A 26,139-nucleotide genomic window follows, 5' to 3' on the forward strand; every position below is an offset into this window, starting at 1 on the left:
ACGGGCGCAATATGCCCGTTAAAAGGAGGCGTGATTCTATAGATGGCCAATTACAGTGTCAACCGCATAAAAAAAGCCCCCGCTGAGCGGGGGCCTTTTCTACCAGCGAGCCGAACTTATTCGACGACGCTTGCTACAACACCAGCACCAACGGTACGGCCGCCTTCGCGAATTGCGAAGCGCAGACCTTGATCCATGGCGATTGGCTTGATCAGGGTGACAGTCATCTGAATGTTGTCACCAGGCATGACCATCTCAACACCTTCCGGCAGTTGGCAGTCGCCAGTCACGTCAGTAGTACGGAAGTAGAACTGAGGACGGTAGCCTTTGAAGAACGGAGTATGACGGCCGCCTTCTTCCTTCGACAGAACGTAGACTTCGCCAACGAACTTGGTGTGCGGCTTGATTGAGCCTGGCTTGGCCAGAACCTGACCACGCTCAACGTCGTCACGCTTGGTACCACGCAGCAGCACGCCGCAGTTCTCGCCAGCACGGCCTTCGTCCAGCAGCTTGCGGAACATCTCGACACCGGTGCAAGTGGTTTTGGTGGTCGGACGCAGGCCGACGATTTCCACTTCTTCCTGAATCTTGACGATGCCGCGCTCTACACGACCAGTCACAACAGTACCGCGGCCGGAGATCGAGAACACGTCTTCGATCGGCAGCAGGAACGGCTTGTCGATGGCACGCTCAGGCTCAGGAATGTAAACGTCCAGAGTCTCGACCAGCTTCTTGACAGCCGAAGTACCCATCTCGTTGTCGTCCTGGCCGTTCAGGGCCATCAGAGCCGAACCGATGATGATCGGAGTGTCGTCACCTGGGAAGTCGTAGGTGCTCAGCAGGTCGCGAACTTCCATCTCGACCAGTTCCAGCAGCTCAGCGTCATCAACCATGTCGGCCTTGTTCAGGAACACGACGATGTAAGGAACGCCTACCTGACGGGACAGCAGGATGTGCTCACGGGTCTGAGGCATCGGACCATCGGCGGCCGAGCAAACCAGAATCGCGCCGTCCATCTGCGCAGCACCGGTGATCATGTTCTTGACGTAGTCGGCGTGACCCGGGCAGTCAACGTGCGCATAGTGACGTACGGCAGAGTCGTACTCAACGTGCGCGGTGTTGATGGTGATACCACGAGCCTTCTCTTCCGGGGCGCTGTCGATCTTGTCGAAGTCAACCTTGGCGGAACCGAAAACCTCGGAGCAAACGCGAGTCAGCGCTGCGGTCAGGGTGGTTTTACCGTGGTCAACGTGACCGATGGTGCCAACGTTGACGTGCGGTTTGTTACGTTCGAATTTTTCTTTAGCCACGACTGTGAACCTCTTGCCTAAAGGGCTGAATTAGCCTTGTTTCTTGATCAGAGCTTCGACGATGTTCGACGGAGCTTCGGCGTATTTGGAGAATTCCATGGAGTAGCTGGCACGACCCTGGGACATGGAACGAACGTCGGTTGCGTAACCGAACATTTCACCCAGCGGCACTTCGGCACGGATAACCTTGCCGGAGACCGAGTCTTCCATACCCTGGATCAGACCACGACGACGGTTCAGGTCACCCATCACGTCACCCATGTAGTCTTCCGGAGTCACAACTTCGACCTTCATGATCGGCTCAAGCACTTGACCGCCGCCTTTGGCCGCCAGCTGCTTGGTTGCCATCGATGCAGCGACCTTGAACGCCATTTCGTTCGAGTCGACATCGTGGTACGAACCGTCAAATACAGTCGCCTTCAGGCCCAGCAGAGGGTAGCCGGCAACAACGCCGTTCTTCATCTGCTCTTCGATGCCCTTCTGGATTGCCGGGATGAATTCCTTCGGAACCACACCACCTACAACCTCGTTGACGAACACCAGACCTTCGGTGATGTTGCCGCTCTCGTCCACATCGGGTTGCGAGAAGCGGATCCAGCAGTGACCGAACTGGCCGCGGCCGCCGGATTGGCGAACGAACTTGCCTTCGATCTCGACGTTGTCCTTGGTGATGCGCTCGCGGTAGGAAACCTGCGGCTTGCCGATGTTGGCCTCAACACCGAACTCACGCTTCATACGGTCAACGAGGATGTCCAGGTGAAGCTCACCCATACCGGAGATGATGGTCTGGCCGGTTTCTTCGTCGGTCTTGACGCGGAACGACGGGTCTTCCTGGGCCAGCTTGCCCAGTGCGATACCCATCTTCTCCTGGTCAGCCTTGGTTTTCGGCTCGACAGCTACCGAAATCACAGGCTCAGGGAAGTCCATACGCTCAAGAATGATCGGCTTGTCGATGGCGCACAGGGTTTCACCAGTGGTGACATCCTTCATGCCGATCAACGCAGCGATATCGCCAGCGCGAACTTCCTTGATCTCTTCACGGGTGTTGGCATGCATCTGGACCATACGGCCGACGCGTTCTTTCTTGCCTTTCACCGAGTTGATGACCGAGTCACCGGAGCTCAATACGCCCGAGTAGACGCGAGCGAAGGTCAGAGTACCTACGAACGGGTCGGTTGCGATCTTGAACGCCAGCGCCGAGAACGGAGCATTGTCGTCGGCTTCACGACGATCGTACTGCTCGTCGGTGATGTTTTCCTTCGGCGTTTCAGCCAGGTCCGGGTGGATACCGCGAATCGCAGGGATCTCGGTAGGTGCCGGCAGGAAGTCGACAACGGCGTCCAGCATCAGCGGAACACCCTTGTTCTTGAACGACGAACCGCAGACCGCAGGAACGATCTCGCCAGCCAGGGTGCGCGCACGCAGGCCTGCCTTGATCTCTTCGAGGGTAAGTTCACCCCCTTCGAGATACTTGTTCATCAGCTCTTCGGTAGCCTCGGCGGCCGCCTCGATCATGTTCGAGCGCCACTCTTTGGCCAACTCAAGCAGCTCCGCAGGAATTTCTTCCTCACGGTAGTTCATGCCCTTGTCGTCTTCGTTCCAGTAGATGGCCTTCATCTTGATCAGGTCGACCTGACCTTCGAAGTCATCTTCTGCACCGATAGCCAGCTGGACCGGAACCGGGGTGTGACCCAGGCGGTTCTTGATCTGGCCGATCACGCGCAGGAAGTTGGCACCAGCACGGTCCATCTTGTTCACGTAAACGATACGTGGAACGCCGTACTTGTTGGCTTGGCGCCATACGGTTTCGGACTGAGGCTCAACACCGGAGGTGCCGCAGAACACAACGACAGCACCGTCGAGCACGCGCAGCGAACGCTCTACTTCAATGGTGAAGTCAACGTGGCCGGGGGTATCGATGATGTTGAAGCGATACTGGTTCGGGAACTGTTTGGTAGAACCCTGCCAGAAGGTGGTGGTAGCCGCGGAGGTAATGGTAATACCACGCTCCTGCTCCTGAACCATCCAGTCCATGGTCGCGGCGCCATCATGCACCTCGCCCAGCTTGTGGTTCACACCCGTGTAGAACAGGATCCGCTCGGTGGTAGTGGTTTTACCCGCATCCACGTGAGCACAGATACCGATGTTACGGTACAGATTAATCGGAGTTGTACGAGCCATAGAGCCCTCGCAAGGTTAAATACGCTGAGATTAGAAGCGGTAGTGCGAGAACGCCTTGTTGGCTTCAGCCATACGGTGGACGTCTTCACGCTTCTTGACTGCGGCGCCTTTGCCTTCAGCAGCATCCAGCAACTCACCAGCCAGGCGCAGCGCCATGGACTTCTCGCCGCGCTTGCGGGCGAAGTCTACCAGCCAGCGCATGGCCAGAGCGTTACGACGGGATGGGCGAACTTCAACCGGCACCTGGTAGGTAGCACCGCCTACACGGCGGGACTTGACTTCGACCAGCGGAGCGATGGCGTCGAGAGCTTTCTCGAAGATCTCCAGGGGATCGGCGTTCTTGCGCGACTTGACGGTATCCAGAGCACCGTAAACGATGCGCTCGGCCACAGCCTTCTTGCCGCTTTCCATCACGTGGTTCATGAATTTGGCGAGAATTTGCGATCCGTATTTAGGATCGTCGAGAATCTCACGTTTTGCTGCTACACGACGTCTTGGCATGATAAGCCCTCAAACGGTCTTCAGGTTAGCCCGGGACTGGCGATTCGCTGCCCGACCTTACTCTTATCGACTCAGTAAAAATGGTGACTGCAGAACTGCAACAAGCGAGCCTTATTTCGGACGCTTGGTACCGTACTTCGAACGACCCTGGTTACGGCCCTTGACACCCGAGGTATCCAGAGAACCGCGAACGGTGTGGTAACGCACACCTGGCAAGTCTTTTACACGACCGCCACGGATCAGCACGACACTGTGCTCTTGCAGGTTGTGGCCTTCACCGCCGATGTACGAGGAAACCTCGAAACCGTTGGTCAGACGCACACGGCATACTTTACGCAGTGCCGAGTTAGGTTTTTTCGGCGTGGTGGTGTACACGCGGGTGCACACGCCACGACGCTGCGGGCAGTTCTGCAGCGCAGGCACGTCGGATTTCTCGACGATACGCTTGCGCGGCTGACGTACCAGCTGGTTGATAGTTGCCATCTACTAGCTCCACTGTTGTCTTTCGACATAAACAAAAGTGGCAGGGCCGAGGCCCCGCCAATTTAGGGGTACAAGAGTCTAAAGAGGATACTCCGCCCCGTCAAGACGAGGGCGCCACCCTCCCCGGCTGATGCCGGTGGGGTGGCGCCCGTCTCGATCAGTTGCCGCTGGAGTTCAGCGCTTCGGTCAGTGCGGCTTCGACCTCACTGGCGCTGACACGCAGCGGTTTGTCCGCATCACGGCGACGCTTGCGTTCGCTGTGATAGGCAAGGCCGGTACCGGCCGGGATCAGGCGACCAACAACGACGTTTTCCTTCAGGCCGCGCAGGTAGTCACGCTTGCCAGTCACTGCCGCTTCGGTAAGAACGCGGGTAGTTTCCTGGAACGAAGCCGCCGAAATGAACGACTCGGTCGACAACGAGGCCTTGGTGATACCGAGCAGCACACGAGTGTACTTGGCGATGAACTTCTCTTCGGTAACCAGGCGCTCGTTCTCGCCCAGAACATGGGTGAGTTCGACCTGATCGCCTTTGATGAAGCTGGAGTCGCCCGACTCGCTCACTTCGACCTTGCGCAGCATCTGCCGCAGAATAGTCTCGATGTGCTTGTCGTTGATCTTCACACCCTGCAGGCGGTAAACGTCCTGGATCTCGTTGACAATGTACTTGGCCAGCGCGCTCACACCCAGCAGGCGCAGGATGTCATGCGGATCGCTCGGGCCGTCCGAGATAACTTCACCTTTGTTGACCTGCTCACCCTCGAACACGTTCAGGTGGCGCCATTTCGGGATCAGCTCTTCGTACGGGTCGCTGCCATCGGTCGGAGTGATAACCAAGCGGCGCTTGCCTTTGGTTTCCTTGCCGAATGCGATAGTCCCGCTGATTTCTGCCAGGATCGAAGCTTCCTTGGGCCGGCGGGCTTCAAACAGGTCGGCAACGCGTGGCAGACCACCGGTGATGTCACGGGTCTTCGAGGTTTCCTGTGGAATCCGCGCAACCACGTCACCCACACCCACCTGGGCGCCATCGGCTACACCGACCAGTGCGTTGGCGGGCAGGAAATACTGCGCAGGCACGTCGGTGCCCGGCAACAGCAGGTCCTTGCCGTCAGCGCCAACCAGCTTGACCGCAGGGCGAATTTCCTTGCCTGCAGCGGGGCGGTCCTTGACGTCCAGCACTTCGATGTTGGTCAGGCCAGTCAGCTCGTCAGTCTGGCGCTTGATGGTGATGCCTTCTTCCATCCCAACGAAGTTAACCGTACCTTTCATCTCGGTAACGATCGGGTGGGTGTGCGGGTCCCACTTGGCGACGATGGAACCAGCGTCGACCTTGTCGCCTTCCTTCACGGAAAGCACGGCACCGTAAGGCAGCTTGTAGCGTTCACGCTCACGGCCAAACTCATCGGCTACTGCCAGCTCGCCGGAACGGGATACGGCAACGAGGTTCCCATCCAGACGCTCGACGTGCTTGAGGTTGTGCAGGCGAACCATGCCGCCGTTCTTGACCTGTACGCTGTCCGCGGCGGAAGTACGGCTTGCCGCACCACCGATGTGGAAGGTACGCATGGTCAGCTGGGTACCCGGCTCACCGATCGATTGGGCAGCAATAACGCCGACCGCTTCACCGATGTTGACCTGGTGACCACGAGCAAGGTCGCGACCGTAGCACTTGGCGCAGATGCCGAAACGAGTTTCGCAGCTGATCGGCGAGCGAACGATCACTTCGTCGATGCTGTTGAGCTCGATGAACTCGACCCAACGTTCGTCGACGAGCGTACCGGCAGGAACGATAACGTCCTCGGTGCCTGGCTTGAACACATCGCGAGCGATCACACGACCCAACACGCGCTCACCCAGCGGCTCAACCACGTCGCCACCTTCAATGTGCGGCGTCATGAGCAGACCCTGTTCGGTACCGCAGTCGATCTCGGTCACCACCAGGTCTTGCGCTACGTCCACGAGACGGCGAGTCAGGTAACCCGAGTTCGCAGTCTTCAACGCGGTATCGGCCAGACCTTTACGCGCACCGTGCGTGGAAATGAAGTACTGAAGAACGCTCAGGCCTTCACGGAAGTTCGCCGTGATCGGCGTCTCGATAATCGAGCCGTCCGGTTTGGCCATCAGGCCACGCATACCGGCCAGCTGGCGAATCTGAGCAGCCGAACCCCGGGCCCCGGAGTCAGCCATCATATACATGGAGTTGAAGGACTCCTGATCGACCTCATTGCCCTCGCGGTCGATGACTTTCTCTTTCGAGAGGTTGGCCATCATCGCCTTGGACACTTCGTCGTTGGCCTTCGACCACAGGTCGATCACCTTGTTGTACTTCTCGCCCTGGGTTACCAGGCCGGAGGCGTACTGGCTTTCGATTTCTTTCACTTCATCGGTAGCAGTGCCGATGATGCGTGCCTTTTCATCAGGGATGACGAAGTCGTTCACACCGATGGACACACCGGAAATGGTCGAATAGGCGAAACCTGTGTACATCAGCTGGTCGGCGAAGATGACGGTTTCCTTCAGACCCACCACGCGGTAGCACTGGTTGATCAGCTTGGAAATCGCCTTTTTCTTCATCGGCTGGTTGACGACATCATACGGCAGGCCAGCCGGGACCACCTGGAACAACAGCGCGCGGCCGACAGTGGTGTCGACAATGCGAGTGTTGGTCTGCGAGGTGCCGTCACGCTCGTTGACGGTCTCGGTGATGCGGACCTTGATGCGTGCATGCAGAGCTGCCTCGCCGGCACGGAATACCCGGTCGACTTCCTGCAGGTCAGCGAATACGCGGCCTTCACCCTTGGCGTTGATCGCCTCACGAGTCATGTAGTACAGGCCCAGAACCACGTCCTGGGAAGGCACGATGATCGGCTCGCCGTTGGCTGGCGAGAGGATGTTGTTGGTCGACATCATCAGCGCGCGAGCTTCCAGCTGTGCCTCGAGGGTCAGCGGAACGTGCACAGCCATCTGGTCACCGTCGAAGTCGGCGTTGTACGCCGCACAGACCAGCGGATGCAGCTGAATGGCCTTGCCTTCGATGAGCACGGGCTCGAACGCCTGGATGCCCAGACGGTGCAGAGTCGGCGCGCGGTTGAGCAGAACGGGGTGTTCGCGAATCACTTCAGCCAGAACGTCCCAGACCTCGGGCAGCTCGCGCTCGACCATCTTCTTGGCGGCTTTGATGGTGGTGGCCAGGCCACGCACTTCCAGCTTGCCGAAGATGAACGGCTTGAACAGCTCCAGAGCCATTTTCTTGGGCAGACCGCACTGGTGCAGACGCAGGGTCGGGCCCACGGTGATCACGGAACGACCGGAGTAGTCCACGCGCTTACCGAGCAGGTTCTGACGGAAACGACCTTGCTTACCCTTGATCATGTCGGCGAGCGACTTGAGCGGGCGCTTGTTCGAACCGGTGATGGCACGGCCACGGCGGCCGTTATCCAGCAATGCGTCAACCGCCTCCTGGAGCATGCGCTTCTCGTTGCGCACGATGATATCGGGCGCAGACAGATCCAGCAGACGCTTCAGGCGGTTGTTACGGTTGATGACACGGCGATACAGGTCGTTCAGGTCGGACGTCGCGAAGCGACCACCGTCCAGCGGCACCAGCGGGCGCAGATCAGGCGGCAGCACGGGCAGGACGGTCAGGACCATCCACTCAGGCAGGTTGCCGGACTCCTGGAACGCTTCCATCAGCTTGAGGCGCTTGGACAGCTTCTTGATCTTGGTCTCGGAGTTGGTCTGCGGAATCTCTTCGCGCAGGCGGCCAGTCTCGTGCTCCAGATCGATAGCATGCAGCAGCTCGCGAACGGCTTCCGCACCCATGCGGGCGTCAAAGTCGTCACCGAACTCTTCCAGTGCCTCGAAGTACTGCTCGTCGTTGAGCAGCTGGCCTTTTTCCAGGGTGGTCATGCCCGGATCGATCACAACGTAGCTCTCGAAATAGAGAACGCGCTCGATATCACGCAGGGTCATGTCCATCAGCAAGCCGATACGGGACGGCAGCGACTTCAGGAACCAGATGTGGGCAACAGGCGACGCCAGTTCGATGTGCGCCATCCGCTCGCGGCGGACCTTGGCGAGGGCAACTTCCACGCCGCACTTCTCGCAGATCACACCGCGGTGCTTGAGGCGCTTGTACTTGCCGCACAGGCACTCGTAATCCTTTACCGGGCCAAAGATCTTGGCGCAGAAAAGGCCGTCACGCTCAGGCTTGAACGTACGGTAGTTGATGGTTTCTGGTTTCTTGACTTCACCGAACGACCACGAACGGATCATTTCAGGCGAGGCCAGACCAATGCGGATGGCGTCGAATTCTTCGACTTGACCCTGGTTCTTCAGCAAATTCAACAGGTCTTTCAAGGCCTTTTCCTCCTGGCGGAGCAGGGAGAGGGCTAATGCCCCCTCCCCTTCACGTCACGTGTTATTCGGTTTCCAGATCGATGTCGATACCCAGGGAACGGATTTCCTTGATCAACACGTTGAAGGACTCGGGCATGCCCGGCTCCATACGGTGATCGCCGTCCACGATGTTCTTGTACATCTTGGTCCGACCGTTCACATCGTCCGACTTGACCGTCAGCATTTCCTGCAGGGTGTAGGCTGCACCGTACGCTTCCAGTGCCCAAACCTCCATCTCCCCGAAACGCTGACCACCGAACTGAGCCTTACCACCCAGCGGCTGCTGGGTAACCAGGCTGTAGGAACCGGTGGAACGCGCGTGCATCTTGTCGTCCACCAGGTGGTTGAGTTTCAGCATGTACATGTAACCGACGGTCACCGAACGCTCGAACTTGTTACCGGTACGGCCATCGAACAGCACCATCTGGCCGCTCTCTGGCATGTCGGCGAGCTTGAGCATCGCCTTGATCTCGCTCTCCTTCGCACCATCGAAAACCGGCGTAGCCATCGGCACGCCTTTCTTCAGGTTACTGGCGAGCTCGAGTACCTCTGCATCGCTGAAGGTTTCAAGCTCTTCCTGGCGGCCGCCGATCTCATTGTAGATCTCGGTGAGGAAACCACGGATTTCCGCTGCCTTACGCTGTTCTTCGAGCATGCGGTTGATCTTCTCGCCCAAGCCCTTGGCCGCGAGGCCCAGGTGGGTTTCGAGGATCTGACCGACGTTCATACGAGACGGTACACCCAGCGGGTTCAGGACCACGTCGACCGGAGTGCCATGGACATCGTGCGGCATGTCTTCGACCGGCATGATTACCGAAACCACACCCTTGTTACCGTGGCGACCGGCCATCTTGTCGCCCGGCTGGATGCGACGACGAATAGCCAGGTACACCTTGACGATCTTCAACACGCCCGGCGCAAGGTCATCACCCTGCTGCAGCTTGCGCTTCTTGTCTTCGAACTTGTCGTCAAGCAGGCGACGACGGTCAACGATGTACTGCTGAGCTTTTTCAAGCTGCTCGTTGAGCGCGTCTTCAGCCATGCGCAATTTGAACCACTGGCCGTGCTCGAGACCGTTCAGAACATCGTCGGTGAGCTCAGTGCCCTTTTTAAGGTTGGCACCACCATCGACGACCTGGCCTACCAGAGCCGAACGCAGGCGCTCGAAGGTCGCGCCTTCGACGATGCGGAACTCTTCGTTCAGGTCCTTGCGGATCTGGTCGAGCTGGCTTTTCTCGATCGACAACGCGCGCGAATCACGCTCGACGCCATCACGAGTGAAGACCTGGACGTCGATGACAGTACCCTTGGTGCCGGTCGGCACGCGCAGGGAAGTATCCTTAACGTCACTGGCTTTTTCACCGAAGATCGCGCGAAGTAGCTTCTCTTCCGGAGTCAGTTGAGTCTCGCCTTTCGGTGTGACCTTACCGACCAGAATGTCGCCCGGGCCAACTTCGGCGCCCACGTAAACGATACCGGCTTCGTCCAGCTTGTTCAGCGCAGCCTCACCCACGTTCGGGATGTCCGCGGTGATTTCCTCTGGGCCAAGCTTGGTGTCGCGTGCGACACAGGTCAGCTCCTGAATGTGGATGGTAGTGAAACGATCTTCCTGTACCACACGCTCAGACAAGCAGATGGAGTCTTCGAAGTTGAAGCCGTTCCACGCCATGAACGCAATACGCATGTTCTGGCCCAGTGCCAGCTCGCCCATGTCGGTCGACGGGCCGTCAGCCATGATGTCACTGCGCTGTACCACATCACCCTTGCTCACCAGCGGACGCTGGTTGATGCAGGTGTTCTGGTTGGAGCGGGTGTATTTGGTCAGGTTGTAGATATCTACACCGGCCTCACCTGTCTCGACTTCATCGTCCGCTACGCGCACGACGATACGACTCGCGTCCACGGAATCGATCACGCCGCCGCGGCGAGCAACCACGCAGACACCGGAGTCACGGGCGACGTTGCGCTCCATGCCGGTACCTACCAGCGGCTTGTCGGCGCGCAGCGTGGGGACAGCCTGGCGCTGCATGTTCGAACCCATCAATGCACGGTTGGCGTCATCGTGCTCCAGGAATGGGATCAGCGATGCGGCGACCGACACAACCTGCTTGGGCGAAACGTCCATCAGGGTGACGTCTTCCGGCGCCTTGACGGTGAACTCGTTCAGGTGACGAACAGCCACCAGCTCGTCGATCAGTTGTTTCTGTTCGTTCATCGAGGCCGAAGCCTGAGCGATGACGTGATCGGCCTCTTCGATCGCGGACAGGAACACGATGTCGTCGGAAACAACGCCTTCCTTCACAACGCGGTACGGGCTTTCGAGGAAGCCATACTGGTTGGTGCGGGCGTAGGCGGCCAGCGAGTTGATCAGCCCGATGTTCGGACCCTCAGGCGTTTCGATCGGGCATACGCGACCATAGTGAGTCGGGTGTACGTCGCGAACTTCGAAGCCTGCGCGCTCACGAGTCAGGCCGCCAGGGCCGAGTGCGGAAACACGGCGCTTGTGGGTGATCTCGGACAGCGGGTTGTTCTGGTCCATGAACTGCGAGAGCTGGCTGGAACCGAAGAACTCCTTCACCGCAGCAGCCACCGGCTTGGCGTTGATCAGGTCCTGCGGCATCAAGCCTTCGCTTTCAGCCATCGACAGACGTTCCTTGACTGCACGCTCAACGCGCACCAGGCCAACACGGAACTGGTTCTCGGCCATCTCGCCCACGCAACGAACGCGGCGGTTACCCAAGTGGTCGATGTCATCGACGATGCCGCGGCCGTTACGGATATCGACCAGGGTACGCAGCACGGCGACGATGTCTTCCTTGCTGAGTACGCCGGAGCCTTCGATCTCGGTACGGCCGATGCGGCGGTTGAACTTCATGCGGCCGACAGCGGACAGGTCGTAACGCTCGGCGCTGAAGAACAGGTTGTTGAACAGGGTCTCGGCGGCATCCTTGGTTGGTGGCTCGCCAGGGCGCATCATCCGATAAATTTCGACCAACGCTTCGAGCTGGTTGGTAGTCGAGTCGATCTTCAGGGTATCGGAGATGAACGGGCCACAGTCAATGTCGTTGGTGTACAGGGTCTCGATACGGACGACCTGTGCTTTGGCGATCTTGACCAGAGCGTCAGTGGACAGCTCGGTATTGCATTCGGCGATGATTTCGCCGGTAGCCGGGTGCACGATCGCCTTGGCGGTGGTACGGCCCAGTACATAGTCCAGCGGAACTTCGAGCTCTTTGATGCCCGATTTTTCCAGCTGATTGATGTGGCGCGCGGTGATCCGGCGACCTTGCTCGACAATCACCTTGCCGGCGCCATCAGTGATGTCGATCATCGCGACTTCACCACGCAGGCGCTGCGGCACCAGTTCCAGGCTCAGTTGCTCGCCTTTGATATGGAACACGTTGGTGGTGTAGAAGGTGTCGAGCACTTCTTCAGTGCTGTAACCGAGCGCGCGCAGCAGCACGGAGGCCGGCAGCTTGCGACGACGGTCGATACGCACGAACACGCAGTCCTTGGGGTCGAATTCGAAATCGAGCCAGGAGCCACGGTAGGGAATGATACGAGCGGAATAAAGCAGCTTGCCCGAGCTGTGAGTCTTGCCACGGTCGTGGTCGAAGAACACACCCGGCGAACGGTGCAACTGGGAAACGATAACGCGCTCGGTACCGTTGATAACGAAGGTACCGTTCTCAGTCATCAATGGGATTTCGCCCATGTAGACTTCTTGTTCCTTGATGTCTTTGATCGCTTTGTTCGACGACTCTTTGTCGAAAATGATCAGACGCACCTTCACCCTCAACGGAACGGCAAAGGTAACACCGCGCAGCACGCACTCTTTGACATCGAACGCGGGCTCGCCCAGGCGATAACCAACGTACTCCAGGGCAGCATTGCCGGAGTAGCTGATGATCGGGAAAACAGATTTGAAGGCCGCGTGCAGGCCGACGTCGCGGAACTGATCCTTTGACACTCCCGCCTGCAGGAATTCACGATAAGAATCCAGCTGGATGGCCAGGAGGTAAGGCACATCCATGACGTCCGGCAACTTGCTAAAGTCCTTGCGGATACGTTTTTTCTCAGTGTATGAGTAAGCCATCAGCGTTCCCCAGCTTGGTCACCTGCTTGTTTGGCCTCTCCCGGCGGGAGTAGCCAGAAAATCTTGCGAACCCCATGGCTCGCAGCACCCTCTCAAGGGTGGATCTTGCACGTTGCAGCGCCACGAACTCGCAGCAGCTGTAACGGAAAAAGGCCGGTGGCGCGAGCCACCAGCCGTCAGCCTTGGGCGTAAACCTCAGGCTGTTGCTCCAAGGTCGAAACTTACTTGACTTCGACTTCAGCGCCAGCTTCAACCAGAGCTTTCTGCAGAGCTTCTGCTTCGGCTTTGGAGACGCCTTCTTTGATGGCTTTAGGAGCGCCGTCAACCATGTCCTTGGCTTCTTTCAGGCCCAGACCGGTGGCTTCACGAACAGCCTTGATCACGTTAACTTTCTTCTCGCCAGCGGCTTTCAGAATAACGTTGAACTCGGTTTGCTCTTCAACAGCGGCAGCAGCGGTAGCCGGGCCAGCAGCAACAGCTGCAGCAGCGCTCACGCCGAACTTCTCTTCCATCGCTTTGATCAGCTCAACGACTTGCATAACCGACATTTCGGAAACGGCGTTGATGATATCTTCTTGAGACAGAGCCATGACTCTAATTCCTGTATTGGGGACGGCCTTCTCGGCCATCACAATAAACAAATAAACTGAAAGGGTTGGCGAGGCTTAGGCCGCGCTTGCTTCTTTCTGGTCGCGAATAGCCGCCAGGGTACGAGCCAGCTTGCTGGTAGCGCCTTGAATCACGCTCATCAGCTGCGAAATGGCTTCGTCGCGGGTCGGCAGAGTTGCCAGTACGTCGATCTGATTGGCTGCGAGGAACTGGCCCTCAAACGATGCCGCCTTGATCTCGAACTTGTCCTGACCCTTTGCGAACGCCTTGAAGATACGAGCGGCAGCGCCCGGATGTTCGTTGGAGAATGCAATCAGGGTCGGGCCTTTGAACGCGTCATTGAGGTTGCTGAAAGCAGTGCCATCAACGGCGCGGCGCAGCAGGGTGTTACGTACGACACGTACGTATACGCCAGCTTCGCGGGCCTCTTTACGGAGTCCGGTCATTGCGCTTACAGTCACGCCACGGGCATCGGCCACGACAGCAGACAGAGCGACTTTGGCAGCCTCGTTGACTTCAGCGACGATGGCCTTCTTGTCTTCGAGTTTAATTGCCACGGGTTTACTCCTGGTGTTAACCGTTTCATCCAGCCGAGGCCGGATGTCGTTTTGGTGTCTGATTCGGTAACGAATCGGGAGCACCATCTGCGTAGGCTGTAGGTTTAAGGCTTTCGCCGCCTACGGTCTTGGATAGCCCCCGCCAGGCAGGGACCCCAATCTTGTTGCGGCGCGCAATGCGCGCCGCCTTGCATCAAGCGGTCAGCGAGCCTTGGTCGATGACCAAGCCTGGGCCCATGGTGGTGCTCAGGGTGACGCGCTTGATGTAGATACCTTTCGAAGAAGCAGGTTTGATACGCTTGAGATCAGCGATCAGCGCTTCAACGTTTTCCTTCAGCTTGTCAGCTTCGAAACCGACCTTGCCGACGGAAGTGTGAATGATACCGTTCTTGTCAGTGCGATAGCGAACCTGACCAGCCTTGGCGTTCTTGACCGCAGTGGCCACGTCAGGGGTCACGGTACCGACTTTCGGGTTAGGCATCAGGCCGCGCGGGCCGAGCACCTGACCCAGCTGACCCACAACGCGCATGGCATCAGGCGATGCGATCACGACGTCATAGTTCAGGTCGCCGGCTTTCATTTCGGCAGCCAGATCGTCCATGCCGACGCGGTCAGCACCCGCCGCCAACGCTGCTTCAGCGTTCGGGCCCTGAGTGAAGACAGCAACGCGAACAGTCTTGCCAGTGCCATGCGGAAGCACGGTAGCGCTGCGAACGACCTGGTCGGATTTACGCGGGTCAACGCCCAGGTTCACGGCGATGTCGAACGACTCGGTGAACTTGACCTTGGACAGCTCAGCCAGAAGAGTGGCGGCCTCTTCGAAACCGTACAGCTTGCCAGCTTCGATCTTGGCGGCGATCGCCTTTTGACGCTTGGTCTGCTTAGCCATTACACACCCTCCACGTTCAGGCCCATGCTGCGGGCAGAGCCGGCGATGGTGCGCACGGCAGCGTCCATGTCAGCGGCGGTGAGATCAGCCTGCTTGGTCTTGGCGATCTCTTCCAACTGGGCGCGAGTTACGGTACCAACCTTGACGGTATTCGGGCGAGCCGAACCACTGGCCAGGCCTGCAGCCTTTTTCAGCAGTACCGAAGCAGGGGTACTTTTGGTTTCGAACGTGAAGCTACGATCACTGTAAACAGTGATGATAACTGGAGTCGGCAGGCCTGCTTCCATACCTTGGGTACGGGCGTTGAAGGCCTTGCAGAATTCCATGATGTTCACGCCATGTTGACCCAGAGCCGGACCAACGGGTGGGCTAGGGTTGGCCTGGCCGGCCTTGACTTGCAGCTTGATATAAGCCGTGATCTTCTTAGCCATGAGCTACTCCACTATCGGGTTCAAGCGCCGCACTGGCGGCTCCCCGGTTTGCTTTCGTTTATCCCAGTGACGACAAAACCCCGCAGCCATTGCCTGCGGGGTATGGGACCTCTGCGCCAGTCAGACCTTTTCGACCTGGCTGAACTCGAGCTCCACCGGAGTGGAGCGACCGAAAATGAGCACTGCAACCTGAATGCGGCTCTTTTCGTAGTTAACCTCTTCGACGCTGCCATTGAAGTCCGCAAAAGGACCATCGATGACGCGCACAACTTCGCCTGGCTCGAACAAGGTTTTAGGCTTGGGCTTATCGCTACCGTCGGCGACACGACGCAGAATAGCTTCAGCCTCCTTGTCGGTGATGGGAGCGGGCTTGTCGGCAGTACCACCAATGAAGCCCATGACACGAGGGGTGTCCTTGACCAAGTGCCAAGTCCCTTCGTTCATTTCCATCTGAACCAAGACGTAGCCGGGGAAGAACTTGCGCTCGCTTTTGCGCTTTTGACCATTGCGCATCTCTACCACTTCTTCAGTGGGGACGAGAATTTCGCCAAAGCCTTCTTCCATACCAGCCAATTTCACACGCTCAATCAATGAGCGCATAACATGCTTCTCGTAACCCGAGTAAGCATGAACAACGTACCAGCGCTTAGCCACGAGACACCTTTAGCCTACAATCAAGGAAACCAGCCAGCCTAGCAGGGAATCCAAACCCCACAACAGCAAAGCCATGATCAAGACCACTGCCACTACAATCAGGGTGGTCTGGGTAGTCTCTTGGCGAGTCGGCCAAACGACTTTACGAATCTCGGTACGAGCTTCCTTCACAAGGGTAAAGAACGACTTGCCTTTACCAGTCTGAAGCGCTACAAAAGCGGCAACAGCAGCAATGACCAGCAGACCCAGGACGCGGTACAGCAGCGGCGAACCAGCAAAATACTGATTACCGACGACACCCACCACAACCAGCGCTACGACGGCAAGCCACTTGAGCAGGTCGAAACGAGTGTCTTGGGCTTCTGCCTTAGGAGTCATTAGGGAAATCCTGTGAAAAGAAAGCCAGGTCCACCGAGAGTGAATCTGGCAGGCCAGGAGGGAATCGAACCCCCAACCTACGGTTTTGGAGACCGTCGCTCTGCCAATTGAGCTACTGACCTAAAACTGAATCAGGCCGGCCATTATGCCGGCCCGATGGAGACATTACAAGCCTTTATTCTACAACGCTTGCTACAACACCAGCACCAACGGTACGGCCGCCTTCGCGAATTGCGAAGCGCAGACCTTGATCCATGGCGATTGGCTTGATCAGGGTGACAGTCATCTGGATGTTGTCACCAGGCATGACCATCTCAACGCCTTCCGGCAGCTGGCAGTCGCCAGTCACGTCAGTAGTACGGAAGTAGAACTGAGGACGGTAGCCTTTGAAGAACGGAGTATGACGGCCGCCTTCTTCCTTCGACAGAACGTAGACTTCGCCAACGAACTTGGTGTGCGGCTTGATCGAGCCTGGCTTGGCCAGAACCTGACCACGCTCGACGTCGTCACGCTTGGTACCACGCAGCAGCACGCCGCAGTTCTCGCCAGCACGGCCTTCGTCCAGCAGCTTGCGGAACATCTCGACACCGGTGCAAGTGGTTTTGGTGGTCGGACGCAGGCCGACGATTTCCACTTCTTCCTGAATCTTGACGATGCCGCGCTCTACACGACCAGTCACAACAGTACCGCGGCCGGAGATCGAGAACACGTCTTCGATCGGCAGCAGGAACGGCTTGTCGATGGCACGCTCAGGCTCAGGAATGTAAACGTCCAGAGTCTCGACCAGCTTCTTGACAGCCGAAGTACCCATCTCGTTGTCGTCCTGGCCGTTCAGGGCCATCAGAGCCGAACCGATGATGATCGGAGTGTCGTCACCTGGGAAGTCGTAGGTGCTCAGCAGGTCGCGAACTTCCATCTCGACCAGCTCCAGCAGCTCAGCGTCATCAACCATGTCGGCCTTGTTCAGGAACACGACGATGTAAGGAACGCCTACCTGACGGGACAGCAGGATGTGCTCACGGGTCTGAGGCATCGGACCATCGGCGGCCGAGCAAACCAGAATCGCGCCGTCCATCTGCGCAGCACCGGTGATCATGTTCTTGACGTAGTCGGCGTGACCCGGGCAGTCAACGTGCGCATAGTGACGTACGGCAGAGTCGTACTCAACGTGCGCGGTGTTGATGGTGATACCACGAGCCTTCTCTTCCGGGGCGCTGTCGATCTTGTCGAAGTCAACCTTGGCGGAACCGAAAACCTCGGAGCAAACGCGAGTCAGCGCTGCGGTCAGCGTGGTCTTGCCATGGTCAACGTGACCGATGGTGCCGACGTTGACGTGCGGCTTATTCCGTTCGAACTTTTCCTTAGCCATCTATTCGATCTCCGCGGGAAGATTTAAGCGAATCACCTGATAAAACAAAGGCAGATATTTTCATATCTGCCTCTGCAAAAGTGGAGCTCTTGAGCGGATTTGAACCGCTGACCTCACCCTTACCAAGGGTGTGCTCTACCAACTGAGCTACAAGAGCATAACACTGTGCAACAACAGCAAACTTGGAGCGGGTAGCGGGAATCGAACCCGCATCATCAGCTTGGAAGGCTGAGGTTCTACCACTAAACTATACCCGCGGAGCCTGCAGCTCTCGCTAAAATGGTGGAGGGGGAAGGATTCGAACCTTCGAAGTCGAAGACGTCAGATTTACAGTCTGATCCCTTTGGCCGCTCGGGAACCCCTCCGAACGTGGGCGGCATTTTAACCTACTCCACCCTGCTGTCAAGCTTTTTCTCATTAAAATCTTGAGGTTAGCGATTACGACAGTGCTTTACAGTGTTGCTTATCCCTGTGAAGCGGGCGCTATTCTATTCAACTTATTCGGGAGTTGCAATGCCCTCGCACGGCATTATTTTCCGTTTCAAGTCTTTGATATCGCCGGCCACCTCCGAAAGCGATGCATCATCGACCACTTCCCTGCTGGCAGGCGCCACACGCAACCAATACAGGTGGGCAGCGCCTTCCTGCGCCTGGTAAACCGACGCCTCAACTCGTGCACTTTTGAGCCGCCCGGCCAGCACCTCCAAGTGAGCAGCCGTGGAATACCCCCCAAGAAACAAACACGACTGCCCACGAGGCTGAGGGCTTGCGGGTGTAGAGGCTTCGCTCAAAAGGCGGATATCACCTGCTCCGTTACGCTTTGGCATCAGAGAAGTGATTTCCTTGGGTCGAACGGGTGCCTCCAGTTGGCTCCATCCGAAATAGAAAATGTTCAGAACCAGCAGTAGCAAAAACAACCAACGCATGAGCACCTCAGGACAAAGGGCAAGCGATGGCCAGCCCTTTGAATACCAGATCCGGAATGTAGCGGGCATCGGGGGCGACATCACTTACCAAAGCGGCATCCCCCCTGTGAGAAAAAGGCGGTAATCCGCACCCGACAACATCCTCGCCTGCTCGACTTGGGTGGCGACGAAACCTCGGAGCATAAGCACACAACCGCGCTCGACCGCTTGCACAGTTGCCGTACCAGGAGCAAGACGAGCCTTGGCTGTATTGGCCGAGTCATCATCGTATCGAATACGCCGCGTATGTGTACGCAGCTGGCTTCGCATGAGGGGCAAACCAGGGCAAATGTAACCACCAAGGTGCTGCCCATCGGCATCGACAAAATCAGAAGTGACTGCAGTGCCAAAGTCGATGACAACGCACGGGCCACCCGCTTGCGCATAGGCACCCAGAATTGCAACCCAACGATCCATGCCCAGCCGGTGATAATCATCGTAGCCATTTTGCACGCCGGCACATTCTTGTGCAGGGATCGCCAAGTGCGTGGGAATGGAAAAGGCAGACTCCACCAGATCGGTTAGTTTGCGGGTCTCCTCCTCGTTACGCACACTCACCACCCGGCACACGCGCAGATGCACATCACTGGCCGCACTGAGCACGTGGAGAAGCTCGTTATTGCTTTCCACCGCACCCGCACCCACCACTGAGCTATCAGCTGCCAGTACTCTCCACTTAACAAAACTGTTTCCGCAATCGAGCTCAAGAATCATGGCTCAGCCTCAAGCTCAACTCTCCACCACTGAACACCTGCTCCACGCCGTTCACCTCCAGGCGCAATCCACCTTGAGCGTCCACACCAAGCGCCACACCTGAAACTTGCAGCCCCCCTGAAGCGAGCTGCACGGAGCGGCCTTGCCAGAGATGGTTCGATTCCCACTCAGCCTGCAGCCCTGCAAACCCGTAGTCGCTATGCAGTTTCAGATAGCCCAGCAGGTGGCGACAGAGCGCTTGCACCAACTGGTTCCGATCAATCGACTTCGCCGAGGCTAATTGCAAAGAAGTCCAGGCTTGATCAATGGCCTCTGCGGCGCACATATTGACGTTAATACCAATGCCCAGGACAACGTGGCAAACATCCGCAGGGTCGCCGACCAGCTCGAGGAGAATGCCTGCCACCTTTTTACCATCGCACAGCACGTCGTTCGGCCATTTAAGGCCTGCATCGATGCCATATTCGCGGACGAGCTTGAGTACTGCCAGGCCGGCTACCAGGCTCAACGCCTCCAGCCTACGCATTCCGCCCTCAATGCGTAATCCCATACTGAAATAGAGATTTTGCCCAAACGGGCTTACCCATTGCCGACCACGGCGCCCCCGACCTGCACTTTGCGCCTCCGCCAGGACCAACAGAGGCATGGCACGGTGGGCAGCAACCTGCCGCAGCACTTCCGCATTAGTGGAATCCAGGATGGTATGCACCTCAACGGCCACGCCCTGCTCGCCCAGCGCACCTTGGAGCACGGCCTCATCCAATAGATGTAGGGGAGAAGCAAGCTGATACCCTTTCCCTCGCACCTTATAGACGGGTATCTGGTATTCGGCCTCCAACTGCTGCAATTGCTTCCACACAGCACTACGGCTTACTCCAAGAGCTCGCCCTAGCGCCTCACCCGAATGGAAGCGGCCGTCAGCCAATAATCTCAACAACGCCAGCATGCCTGAACCTGCCTTGGAATCCGGCCCGAATGATAGCCACCGACGTGCGCATTGCAAAGCACTGTACAGCGGATGAAACCGCACTTTTCAACGCCCAAAAGACAAAACCCCAATCGTTTTCACGATTGGGGTTCTGCGGGTTTGAATCTTGACGATGACCTACTCTCACATGGGGAAACCCCACACTACCATCGGCGATGCGTCGTTTCACTGCTGAGTTTCGGGATGGGATCAGGTGGTGCCAACGCTCTATGGTCGTCAAGAAATTCGGTAGCTGCCGCGCCTGAGCGTTGCAGCGAATTCAGGTATGTGATGTTTGTGTGTATCGATGCGCATTTTCGGCTGTGTCGCTTCACCACCGCATCTGCGCTTGGCAGATTGCTTGGGTGTTATATGGTCAAGCCTCACGGGCAATTAGTATGGGTTAGCTCAACGCCTCACAGCGCTTACACACCCCACCTATCAACGTCGTAGTCTTCGACGGCCCTTCAGGGGATTCTGGATCCCAGTGAGATCTCATCTTGAGGCAAGTTTCCCGCTTAGATGCTTTCAGCGGTTATCTCTTCCGAACATAGCTACCCGGCAATGCCACTGGCGTGACAACCGGAACACCAGAGGTTCGTCCACTCCGGTCCTCTCGTACTAGGAGCAGCCCCTCTCAAATCTCAAACGTCCACGGCAGATAGGGACCGAACTGTCTCACGACGTTCTAAACCCAGCTCGCGTACCACTTTAAATGGCGAACAGCCATACCCTTGGGACCGGCTTCAGCCCCAGGATGTGATGAGCCGACATCGAGGTGCCAAACACCGCCGTCGATATGAACTCTTGGGCGGTATCAGCCTGTTATCCCCGGAGTACCTTTTATCCGTTGAGCGATGGCCCTTCCATACAGAACCACCGGATCACTAAGACCTACTTTCGTACCTGCTCGACGTGTGGGTCTCGCAGTCAAGCGCGCTTTTGCCTTTATACTCTACGACCGATTTCCGACCGGTCTGAGCGCACCTTCGTACTCCTCCGTTACTCTTTGGGAGGAGACCGCCCCAGTCAAACTACCCACCATACACTGTCCTCGATCCGGATGACGGACCTGAGTTAGAACCTCAAGGTTGCCAGGGTGGTATTTCAAGGTTGGCTCCACGCAAACTGGCGTTCACGCTTCAAAGCCTCCCACCTATCCTACACAAGCAAGCTCAAAGTCCAGTGCAAAGCTATAGTAAAGGTTCACGGGGTCTTTCCGTCTAGCCGCGGATACACTGCATCTTCACAGCGATTTCAATTTCACTGAGTCTCGGGTGGAGACAGCGCCGCCATCGTTACGCCATTCGTGCAGGTCGGAACTTACCCGACAAGGAATTTCGCTACCTTAGGACCGTTATAGTTACGGCCGCCGTTTACCGGGGCTTCGATCAAGAGCTTCGCTTGCGCTAACCCCATCAATTAACCTTCCGGCACCGGGCAGGCGTCACACCCTATACGTCCACTTTCGTGTTTGCAGAGTGCTGTGTTTTTAATAAACAGTCGCAGCGGCCTGGTATCTTCGACCAGCCGGGGCTTACGCAGTAAATGCTTCACCCTGGCCGGCGCACCTTCTCCCGAAGTTACGGTGCCATTTTGCCTAGTTCCTTCACCCGAGTTCTCTCAAGCGCCTTGGTATTCTCTACCCAACCACCTGTGTCGGTTTGGGGTACGGTTCCCGGTTATCTGAAGCTTAGAAGCTTTTCCTGGAAGCATGGCATCGACCACTTCGCACTCTAGGAGCGCTCGTCATCAGCTCTCGGCCTTGAACACCCGGATTTGCCTAAGTGTTCGGCCTACCACCTTAAACTTGGACAACCAACGCCAAGCTGGCCTAGCCTTCTCCGTCCCTCCATCGCAATAACCGGAAGTACAGGAATATTAACCTGTTTTCCATCGACTACGCTTTTCAGCCTCGCCTTAGGGACCGACTAACCCTGCGTCGATTAACGTTGCGCAGGAAACCTTGGTCTTTCGGCGTGGGAGTTTTTCACTCCCATTGTCGTTACTCATGTCAGCATTCGCACTTCTGATACCTCCAGCAAGCTTCTCAACTCACCTTCACAGGCTTACAGAACGCTCCTCTACCGCGTCACCTAAGTGACACCCGTAGCTTCGGTACCTGGTTTGAGCCCCGTTACATCTTCCGCGCAGGCCGACTCGACTAGTGAGCTATTACGCTTTCTTTAAAGGGTGGCTGCTTCTAAGCCAACCTCCTAGCTGTCTAAGCCTTCCCACATCGTTTCCCACTTAACCAGGATTTTGGGACCTTAGCTGACGGTCTGGGTTGTTTCCCTTTTCACGACGGACGTTAGCACCCGCCGTGTGTCTCCCATGCTCGGCACTTGTAGGTATTCGGAGTTTGCATCGGTTTGGTAAGTCGGGATGACCCCCTAGCCGAAACAGTGCTCTACCCCCTACAGTGATACATGAGGCGCTACCTAAATAGCTTTCGAGGAGAACCAGCTATCTCCGAGCTTGATTAGCCTTTCACTCCGATCCACAGGTCATCCGCTAACTTTTCAACGGTAGTCGGTTCGGTCCTCCAGTCAGTGTTACCTAACCTTCAACCTGCCCATGGATAGATCGCCCGGTTTCGGGTCTATACCCAGCGACTAAACGCCCTATTAAGACTCGCTTTCGCTACGCCTCCCCTATTCGGTTAAGCTCGCCACTGAATATAAGTCGCTGACCCATTATACAAAAGGTACGCAGTCACAGAACAAAGTCTGCTCCCACTGCTTGTACGCATACGGTTTCAGGTTCTATTTCACTCCCCTCTCCGGGGTTCTTTTCGCCTTTCCCTCACGGTACTGGTTCACTATCGGTCAGTCAGTAGTATTTAGCCTTGGAGGATGGTCCCCCCATGTTCAGACAAAGTTTCTCGTGCTCCGTCCTACTCGATTTCACTGCAAAGAGATTTTCGTGTACGGGGCTATCACCCACTATGGCCGCACTTTCCAGAGCGTTCCACTAATCTCGATACAGCTTAAGGGCTGGTCCCCGTTCGCTCGCCACTACTAAGGGAATCTCGGTTGATTTCTATTCCTCAGGGTACTTAGATGTTTCAGTTCCCCTGGTTCGCCTCTTGCACCTATGGATTCAGTACAAGATACCTAGGTTATCCTAGGTGGGTTCCCCCATTCAGAGATCTCCGGATCGCAGTCTATTTGCCGACTCCCCGGAGCTTATCGCAGGCTATCACGTCTTTCATCGCCTCTGACTGCCAAGGCATCCACCGTATGCGCTTCTTCACTTGACCATATAACCCCAAACAATCTGAGGCTGTATGAGTGAAGACGACATTCGCCGAAAATCCGCAAGTAGATACTCACAAATTTTACCTTGACCTGAACTGTGCCAGTGAAAGCACAGCTTCAGTCAATTTCTATCACATACCTAAATTTTTAAAGAACGATTCTGGAAAAACCAGAAAGCAAGGTTCGATACGAACATTGATTTCTGTATTCTCACAAGGGACATGGTGGAGCCAAGCGGGATCGAACCGCTGACCTCCTGCGTGCAAGGCAGGCGCTCTCCCAGCTGAGCTATGGCCCCTAAACTGGTAGGTCTGGGCAGATTTGAACTGCCGACCTCACCCTTATCAGGGGTGCGCTCTAACCAACTGAGCTACAGACCTATATAGGGTCTAATCGTCTTTACAATCGAATCAAGCAATTCGTGTGGGTGCTCATGAGTGGCTGGGTCGTCGATTAAGGAGGTGATCCAGCCGCAGGTTCCCCTACGGCTACCTTGTTACGACTTCACCCCAGTCATGAATCACACCGTGGTAACCGTCCTCCCGAAGGTTAGACTAGCTACTTCTGGTGCAACCCACTCCCATGGTGTGACGGGCGGTGTGTACAAGGCCCGGGAACGTATTCACCGCGACATTCTGATTCGCGATTACTAGCGATTCCGACTTCACGCAGTCGAGTTGCAGACTGCGATCCGGACTACGATCGGTTTTGTGAGATTAGCTCCACCTCGCGGCTTGGCAACCCTCTGTACCGACCATTGTAGCACGTGTGTAGCCCAGGCCGTAAGGGCCATGATGACTTGACGTCATCCCCACCTTCCTCCGGTTTGTCACCGGCAGTCTCCTTAGAGTGCCCACCTTAACGTGCTGGTAACTAAGGACAAGGGTTGCGCTCGTTACGGGACTTAACCCAACATCTCACGACACGAGCTGACGACAGCCATGCAGCACCTGTGTCAGAGTTCCCGAAGGCACCGATCCATCTCTGGAAAGTTCTCTGCATGTCAAGGCCTGGTAAGGTTCTTCGCGTTGCTTCGAATTAAACCACATGCTCCACCGCTTGTGCGGGCCCCCGTCAATTCATTTGAGTTTTAACCTTGCGGCCGTACTCCCCAGGCGGTCAACTTAATGCGTTAGCTGCGCCACTAAAGTCTCAAGGACCCCAACGGCTAGTTGACATCGTTTACGGCGTGGACTACCAGGGTATCTAATCCTGTTTGCTCCCCACGCTTTCGCACCTCAGTGTCAGTATCAGTCCAGGTGGTCGCCTTCGCCACTGATGTTCCTTCCTATATCTACGCATTTCACCGCTACACAGGAAATTCCACCACCCTCTACCATACTCTAGCCTGCCAGTTTTGGATGCAGTTCCCAGGTTGAGCCCGGGGATTTCACATTCAACTTGGCAAACCACCTACGCGCGCTTTACGCCCAGTAATTCCGATTAACGCTTGCACCCTCTGTATTACCGCGGCTGCTGGCACAGAGTTAGCCGGTGCTTATTCTGTCGGTAACGTCAAAACTGCAAGGTATTAACCTACAGCCCTTCCTCCCAACTTAAAGTGCTTTACAATCCGAAGACCTTCTTCACACACGCGGCATGGCTGGATCAGGCTTTCGCCCATTGTCCAATATTCCCCACTGCTGCCTCCCGTAGGAGTCTGGACCGTGTCTCAGTTCCAGTGTGACTGATCATCCTCTCAGACCAGTTACGGATCGTCGCCTTGGTGAGCCATTACCTCACCAACTAGCTAATCCGACCTAGGCTCATCTGATAGCGTGAGGTCCGAAGATCCCCCACTTTCTCCCGTAGGACGTACGCGGTATTAGCGACCGTTTCCGGTCGTTATCCCCCACTATCAGGCAGATTCCTAGGCATTACTCACCCGTCCGCCGCTCGCCACCAGGAGCAAGCTCCCGTGCTGCCGCTCGACTTGCATGTGTTAGGCCTGCCGCCAGCGTTCAATCTGAGCCATGATCAAACTCTTCAGTTCAATACTGCTTTTGGGTTTTGAGAAAACCCTAAACTTGGCTCAGCCATCGCAATCTTCGTATAACGAAGAAAAACTCATTCGAATTCTCGTATGAGTCATTGTGAGGCTGATAATCTGTTGACCATCAGTCCAACTCACAAGCACCCACACGAATTGCTTGATTCAGTTGTTAAAGAGCGGTTGGTTGATTCTTTCGTCTCAACCGAGGCGCGCATTCTACGCTTTCCTCATTTCGTGTCAAGCGTTTATTTTCAGAAGTTTTCGTTAAAACCTTTGAAACATCAACCACTTGACTCGCTTCGCTACCTCTTGAAGCGGGAGGCGAATTCTACAGCGTTACAACCTGCTGTCAACCACCTTTTTCACCGCATTCAATCCGGAGACTG

The 26,139-nt window shown here is 56.5% G+C and carries 15 protein-coding genes, 6 tRNA genes, 3 rRNA genes and 1 pseudogene; all 25 read right to left on the minus strand.

All coding sequences use genetic code 11. The features are described from left to right. Window positions 1-116: 116 nt before the first annotated feature. The 25 genes and pseudogenes from tuf (LN139_RS19010) to LN139_RS19130 all read right to left on the minus strand — a co-directional run bounded on the left by tuf (LN139_RS19010) (window position 117) and on the right by LN139_RS19130 (window position 25,753). A complete protein-coding gene (gene tuf / locus LN139_RS19010; RefSeq protein ID WP_236355610.1) occupies window positions 117-1,310 on the minus strand; it encodes an elongation factor Tu in 1,194 nt (397 codons plus the stop codon). A gap of 30 nt (window positions 1,311-1,340) precedes the next feature. Beyond that, window positions 1,341-3,491 carry an elongation factor G gene (gene fusA, locus LN139_RS19015; protein ID WP_236355611.1) on the minus strand — a complete coding sequence of 717 codons (2,151 nt, stop codon included), beginning with the start codon at window positions 3,489-3,491 and terminating at the stop codon, window positions 1,341-1,343. Between the two features lie 30 nt (window positions 3,492-3,521). Beyond that, window positions 3,522-3,992, minus strand: coding sequence for a 30S ribosomal protein S7 (gene rpsG, locus LN139_RS19020; RefSeq protein ID WP_097089725.1), 471 nt, complete (start codon window positions 3,990-3,992; stop codon window positions 3,522-3,524). 111 nt (window positions 3,993-4,103) lie between these two features. Then, window positions 4,104-4,475 carry a 30S ribosomal protein S12 gene (rpsL, locus tag LN139_RS19025; RefSeq protein ID WP_003186084.1) on the minus strand — a complete coding sequence of 124 codons (372 nt, stop codon included), beginning with the start codon at window positions 4,473-4,475 and terminating at the stop codon, window positions 4,104-4,106. Between the two features lie 157 nt (window positions 4,476-4,632). After that, window positions 4,633-8,832, minus strand: coding sequence for a DNA-directed RNA polymerase subunit beta' (gene rpoC / locus LN139_RS19030; RefSeq protein ID WP_236355612.1), 4,200 nt, complete (start codon window positions 8,830-8,832; stop codon window positions 4,633-4,635). A 61-nt stretch (window positions 8,833-8,893) separates the two neighbouring features. After that, window positions 8,894-12,967 carry a DNA-directed RNA polymerase subunit beta gene (gene rpoB / locus LN139_RS19035; protein ID WP_236355613.1) on the minus strand — a complete coding sequence of 1,358 codons (4,074 nt, stop codon included), beginning with the start codon at window positions 12,965-12,967 and terminating at the stop codon, window positions 8,894-8,896. 221 nt (window positions 12,968-13,188) lie between these two features. Further along, window positions 13,189-13,557, minus strand: coding sequence for a 50S ribosomal protein L7/L12 (gene rplL / locus LN139_RS19040; protein ID WP_236355614.1), 369 nt, complete (start codon window positions 13,555-13,557; stop codon window positions 13,189-13,191). A 75-nt stretch (window positions 13,558-13,632) separates the two neighbouring features. Continuing rightward, window positions 13,633-14,133: a 50S ribosomal protein L10 gene (rplJ, locus tag LN139_RS19045; protein ID WP_236355615.1), complete on the minus strand. Its 501-nt coding sequence runs from the start codon at window positions 14,131-14,133 to the stop codon at window positions 13,633-13,635. A gap of 193 nt (window positions 14,134-14,326) precedes the next feature. Beyond that, window positions 14,327-15,022, minus strand: a complete 696-nt coding sequence (rplA, locus tag LN139_RS19050) for a 50S ribosomal protein L1 (protein WP_236355616.1) — start codon at window positions 15,020-15,022, stop codon at window positions 14,327-14,329. Continuing rightward, window positions 15,022-15,453, minus strand: a complete 432-nt coding sequence (gene rplK / locus LN139_RS19055) for a 50S ribosomal protein L11 (protein WP_236355617.1) — start codon at window positions 15,451-15,453, stop codon at window positions 15,022-15,024. The genes rplA and rplK overlap by 1 nt, the downstream gene beginning before the upstream one ends. A 120-nt stretch (window positions 15,454-15,573) precedes the next feature. Then, window positions 15,574-16,107 carry a transcription termination/antitermination protein NusG gene (nusG, locus tag LN139_RS19060; protein ID WP_097089743.1) on the minus strand — a complete coding sequence of 178 codons (534 nt, stop codon included), beginning with the start codon at window positions 16,105-16,107 and terminating at the stop codon, window positions 15,574-15,576. 9 nt (window positions 16,108-16,116) lie between these two features. Beyond that, window positions 16,117-16,485, minus strand: coding sequence for a preprotein translocase subunit SecE (gene secE, locus LN139_RS19065; RefSeq protein ID WP_236355618.1), 369 nt, complete (start codon window positions 16,483-16,485; stop codon window positions 16,117-16,119). 46 nt (window positions 16,486-16,531) lie between these two features. Continuing rightward, a tRNA-Trp gene (locus tag LN139_RS19070) sits at window positions 16,532-16,607 on the minus strand. 53 nt (window positions 16,608-16,660) lie between these two features. Beyond that, complete coding sequence (gene tuf / locus LN139_RS19075) at window positions 16,661-17,854, minus strand: elongation factor Tu (protein ID WP_236355610.1); 1,194 nt, start codon at window positions 17,852-17,854, stop codon at window positions 16,661-16,663. Window positions 17,855-17,935: 81 nt separating this feature from the next. Beyond that, a tRNA-Thr gene (locus LN139_RS19080) sits at window positions 17,936-18,011 on the minus strand. Window positions 18,012-18,037: 26 nt separating this feature from the next. Continuing rightward, window positions 18,038-18,111: transfer RNA gene (locus LN139_RS19085), tRNA-Gly, on the minus strand. A 23-nt stretch (window positions 18,112-18,134) separates the two neighbouring features. After that, window positions 18,135-18,219, minus strand: a tRNA-Tyr gene (locus LN139_RS19090). Between the two features lie 132 nt (window positions 18,220-18,351). Next, window positions 18,352-18,780 carry a hypothetical protein gene (locus tag LN139_RS19095; protein WP_236355619.1) on the minus strand — a complete coding sequence of 143 codons (429 nt, stop codon included), beginning with the start codon at window positions 18,778-18,780 and terminating at the stop codon, window positions 18,352-18,354. Window positions 18,781-18,787: 7 nt separating this feature from the next. Next, window positions 18,788-19,533, minus strand: a pseudogene (locus LN139_RS19100) (pantothenate kinase). Beyond that, window positions 19,523-20,479 carry a bifunctional biotin--[acetyl-CoA-carboxylase] ligase/biotin operon repressor BirA gene (gene birA / locus LN139_RS19105; RefSeq protein WP_236355620.1) on the minus strand — a complete coding sequence of 319 codons (957 nt, stop codon included), beginning with the start codon at window positions 20,477-20,479 and terminating at the stop codon, window positions 19,523-19,525. Before birA ends, LN139_RS19100 begins: the two are co-directional and overlap by 11 nt. A 146-nt stretch (window positions 20,480-20,625) precedes the next feature. Beyond that, window positions 20,626-20,742: ribosomal RNA gene (gene rrf, locus LN139_RS19110) — 5S ribosomal RNA — on the minus strand. 130 nt (window positions 20,743-20,872) lie between these two features. Continuing rightward, window positions 20,873-23,762 (minus strand): 23S ribosomal RNA (locus tag LN139_RS19115). A 220-nt stretch (window positions 23,763-23,982) separates the two neighbouring features. Continuing rightward, window positions 23,983-24,058, minus strand: a tRNA-Ala gene (locus LN139_RS19120). Between the two features lie 5 nt (window positions 24,059-24,063). Beyond that, a tRNA-Ile gene (locus tag LN139_RS19125) sits at window positions 24,064-24,140 on the minus strand. Between the two features lie 74 nt (window positions 24,141-24,214). After that, window positions 24,215-25,753, minus strand: a 16S ribosomal RNA gene (locus LN139_RS19130). Together the 16S, 23S and 5S rRNA genes with 2 tRNA genes alongside form the textbook arrangement of a ribosomal RNA operon. Window positions 25,754-26,139 lie beyond the last annotated feature (386 nt).

Source organism: Pseudomonas sp. KNUC1026 (genome assembly GCF_021650705.1).
In the GTDB taxonomy this organism is placed as follows: domain Bacteria; phylum Pseudomonadota; class Gammaproteobacteria; order Pseudomonadales; family Pseudomonadaceae; genus Aquipseudomonas.

Excerpts from the sequence above, each read along its gene's own strand:
- fusA (WP_236355611.1), bottom strand. The coding sequence starts at position 3,491 with ATGGCTCGTACAACTCCGATTAATCTGTACCGTAACATCGGTATCTGT.
- rpsG (WP_097089725.1), bottom strand. The coding sequence starts at position 3,992 with ATGCCAAGACGTCGTGTAGCAGCAAAACGTGAGATTCTCGACGATCCT.
- rpsL (WP_003186084.1), bottom strand. The coding sequence starts at position 4,475 with ATGGCAACTATCAACCAGCTGGTACGTCAGCCGCGCAAGCGTATCGTC.
- rpoB (WP_236355613.1), bottom strand. The coding sequence starts at position 12,967 with ATGGCTTACTCATACACTGAGAAAAAACGTATCCGCAAGGACTTTAGC.
- rplL (WP_236355614.1), bottom strand. The coding sequence starts at position 13,557 with ATGGCTCTGTCTCAAGAAGATATCATCAACGCCGTTTCCGAAATGTCG.
- rplA (WP_236355616.1), bottom strand. The coding sequence starts at position 15,022 with ATGGCTAAGCAGACCAAGCGTCAAAAGGCGATCGCCGCCAAGATCGAA.
- rplK (WP_236355617.1), bottom strand. The coding sequence starts at position 15,453 with ATGGCTAAGAAGATCACGGCTTATATCAAGCTGCAAGTCAAGGCCGGC.
- secE (WP_236355618.1), bottom strand. The coding sequence starts at position 16,485 with ATGACTCCTAAGGCAGAAGCCCAAGACACTCGTTTCGACCTGCTCAAG.
- tuf (WP_236355610.1), bottom strand. The coding sequence starts at position 17,854 with ATGGCTAAGGAAAAGTTCGAACGGAATAAGCCGCACGTCAACGTCGGC.
- LN139_RS19095 (WP_236355619.1), bottom strand. The coding sequence starts at position 18,780 with ATGCGTTGGTTGTTTTTGCTACTGCTGGTTCTGAACATTTTCTATTTC.
- birA (WP_236355620.1), bottom strand. The coding sequence starts at position 20,479 with ATGCTGGCGTTGTTGAGATTATTGGCTGACGGCCGCTTCCATTCGGGT.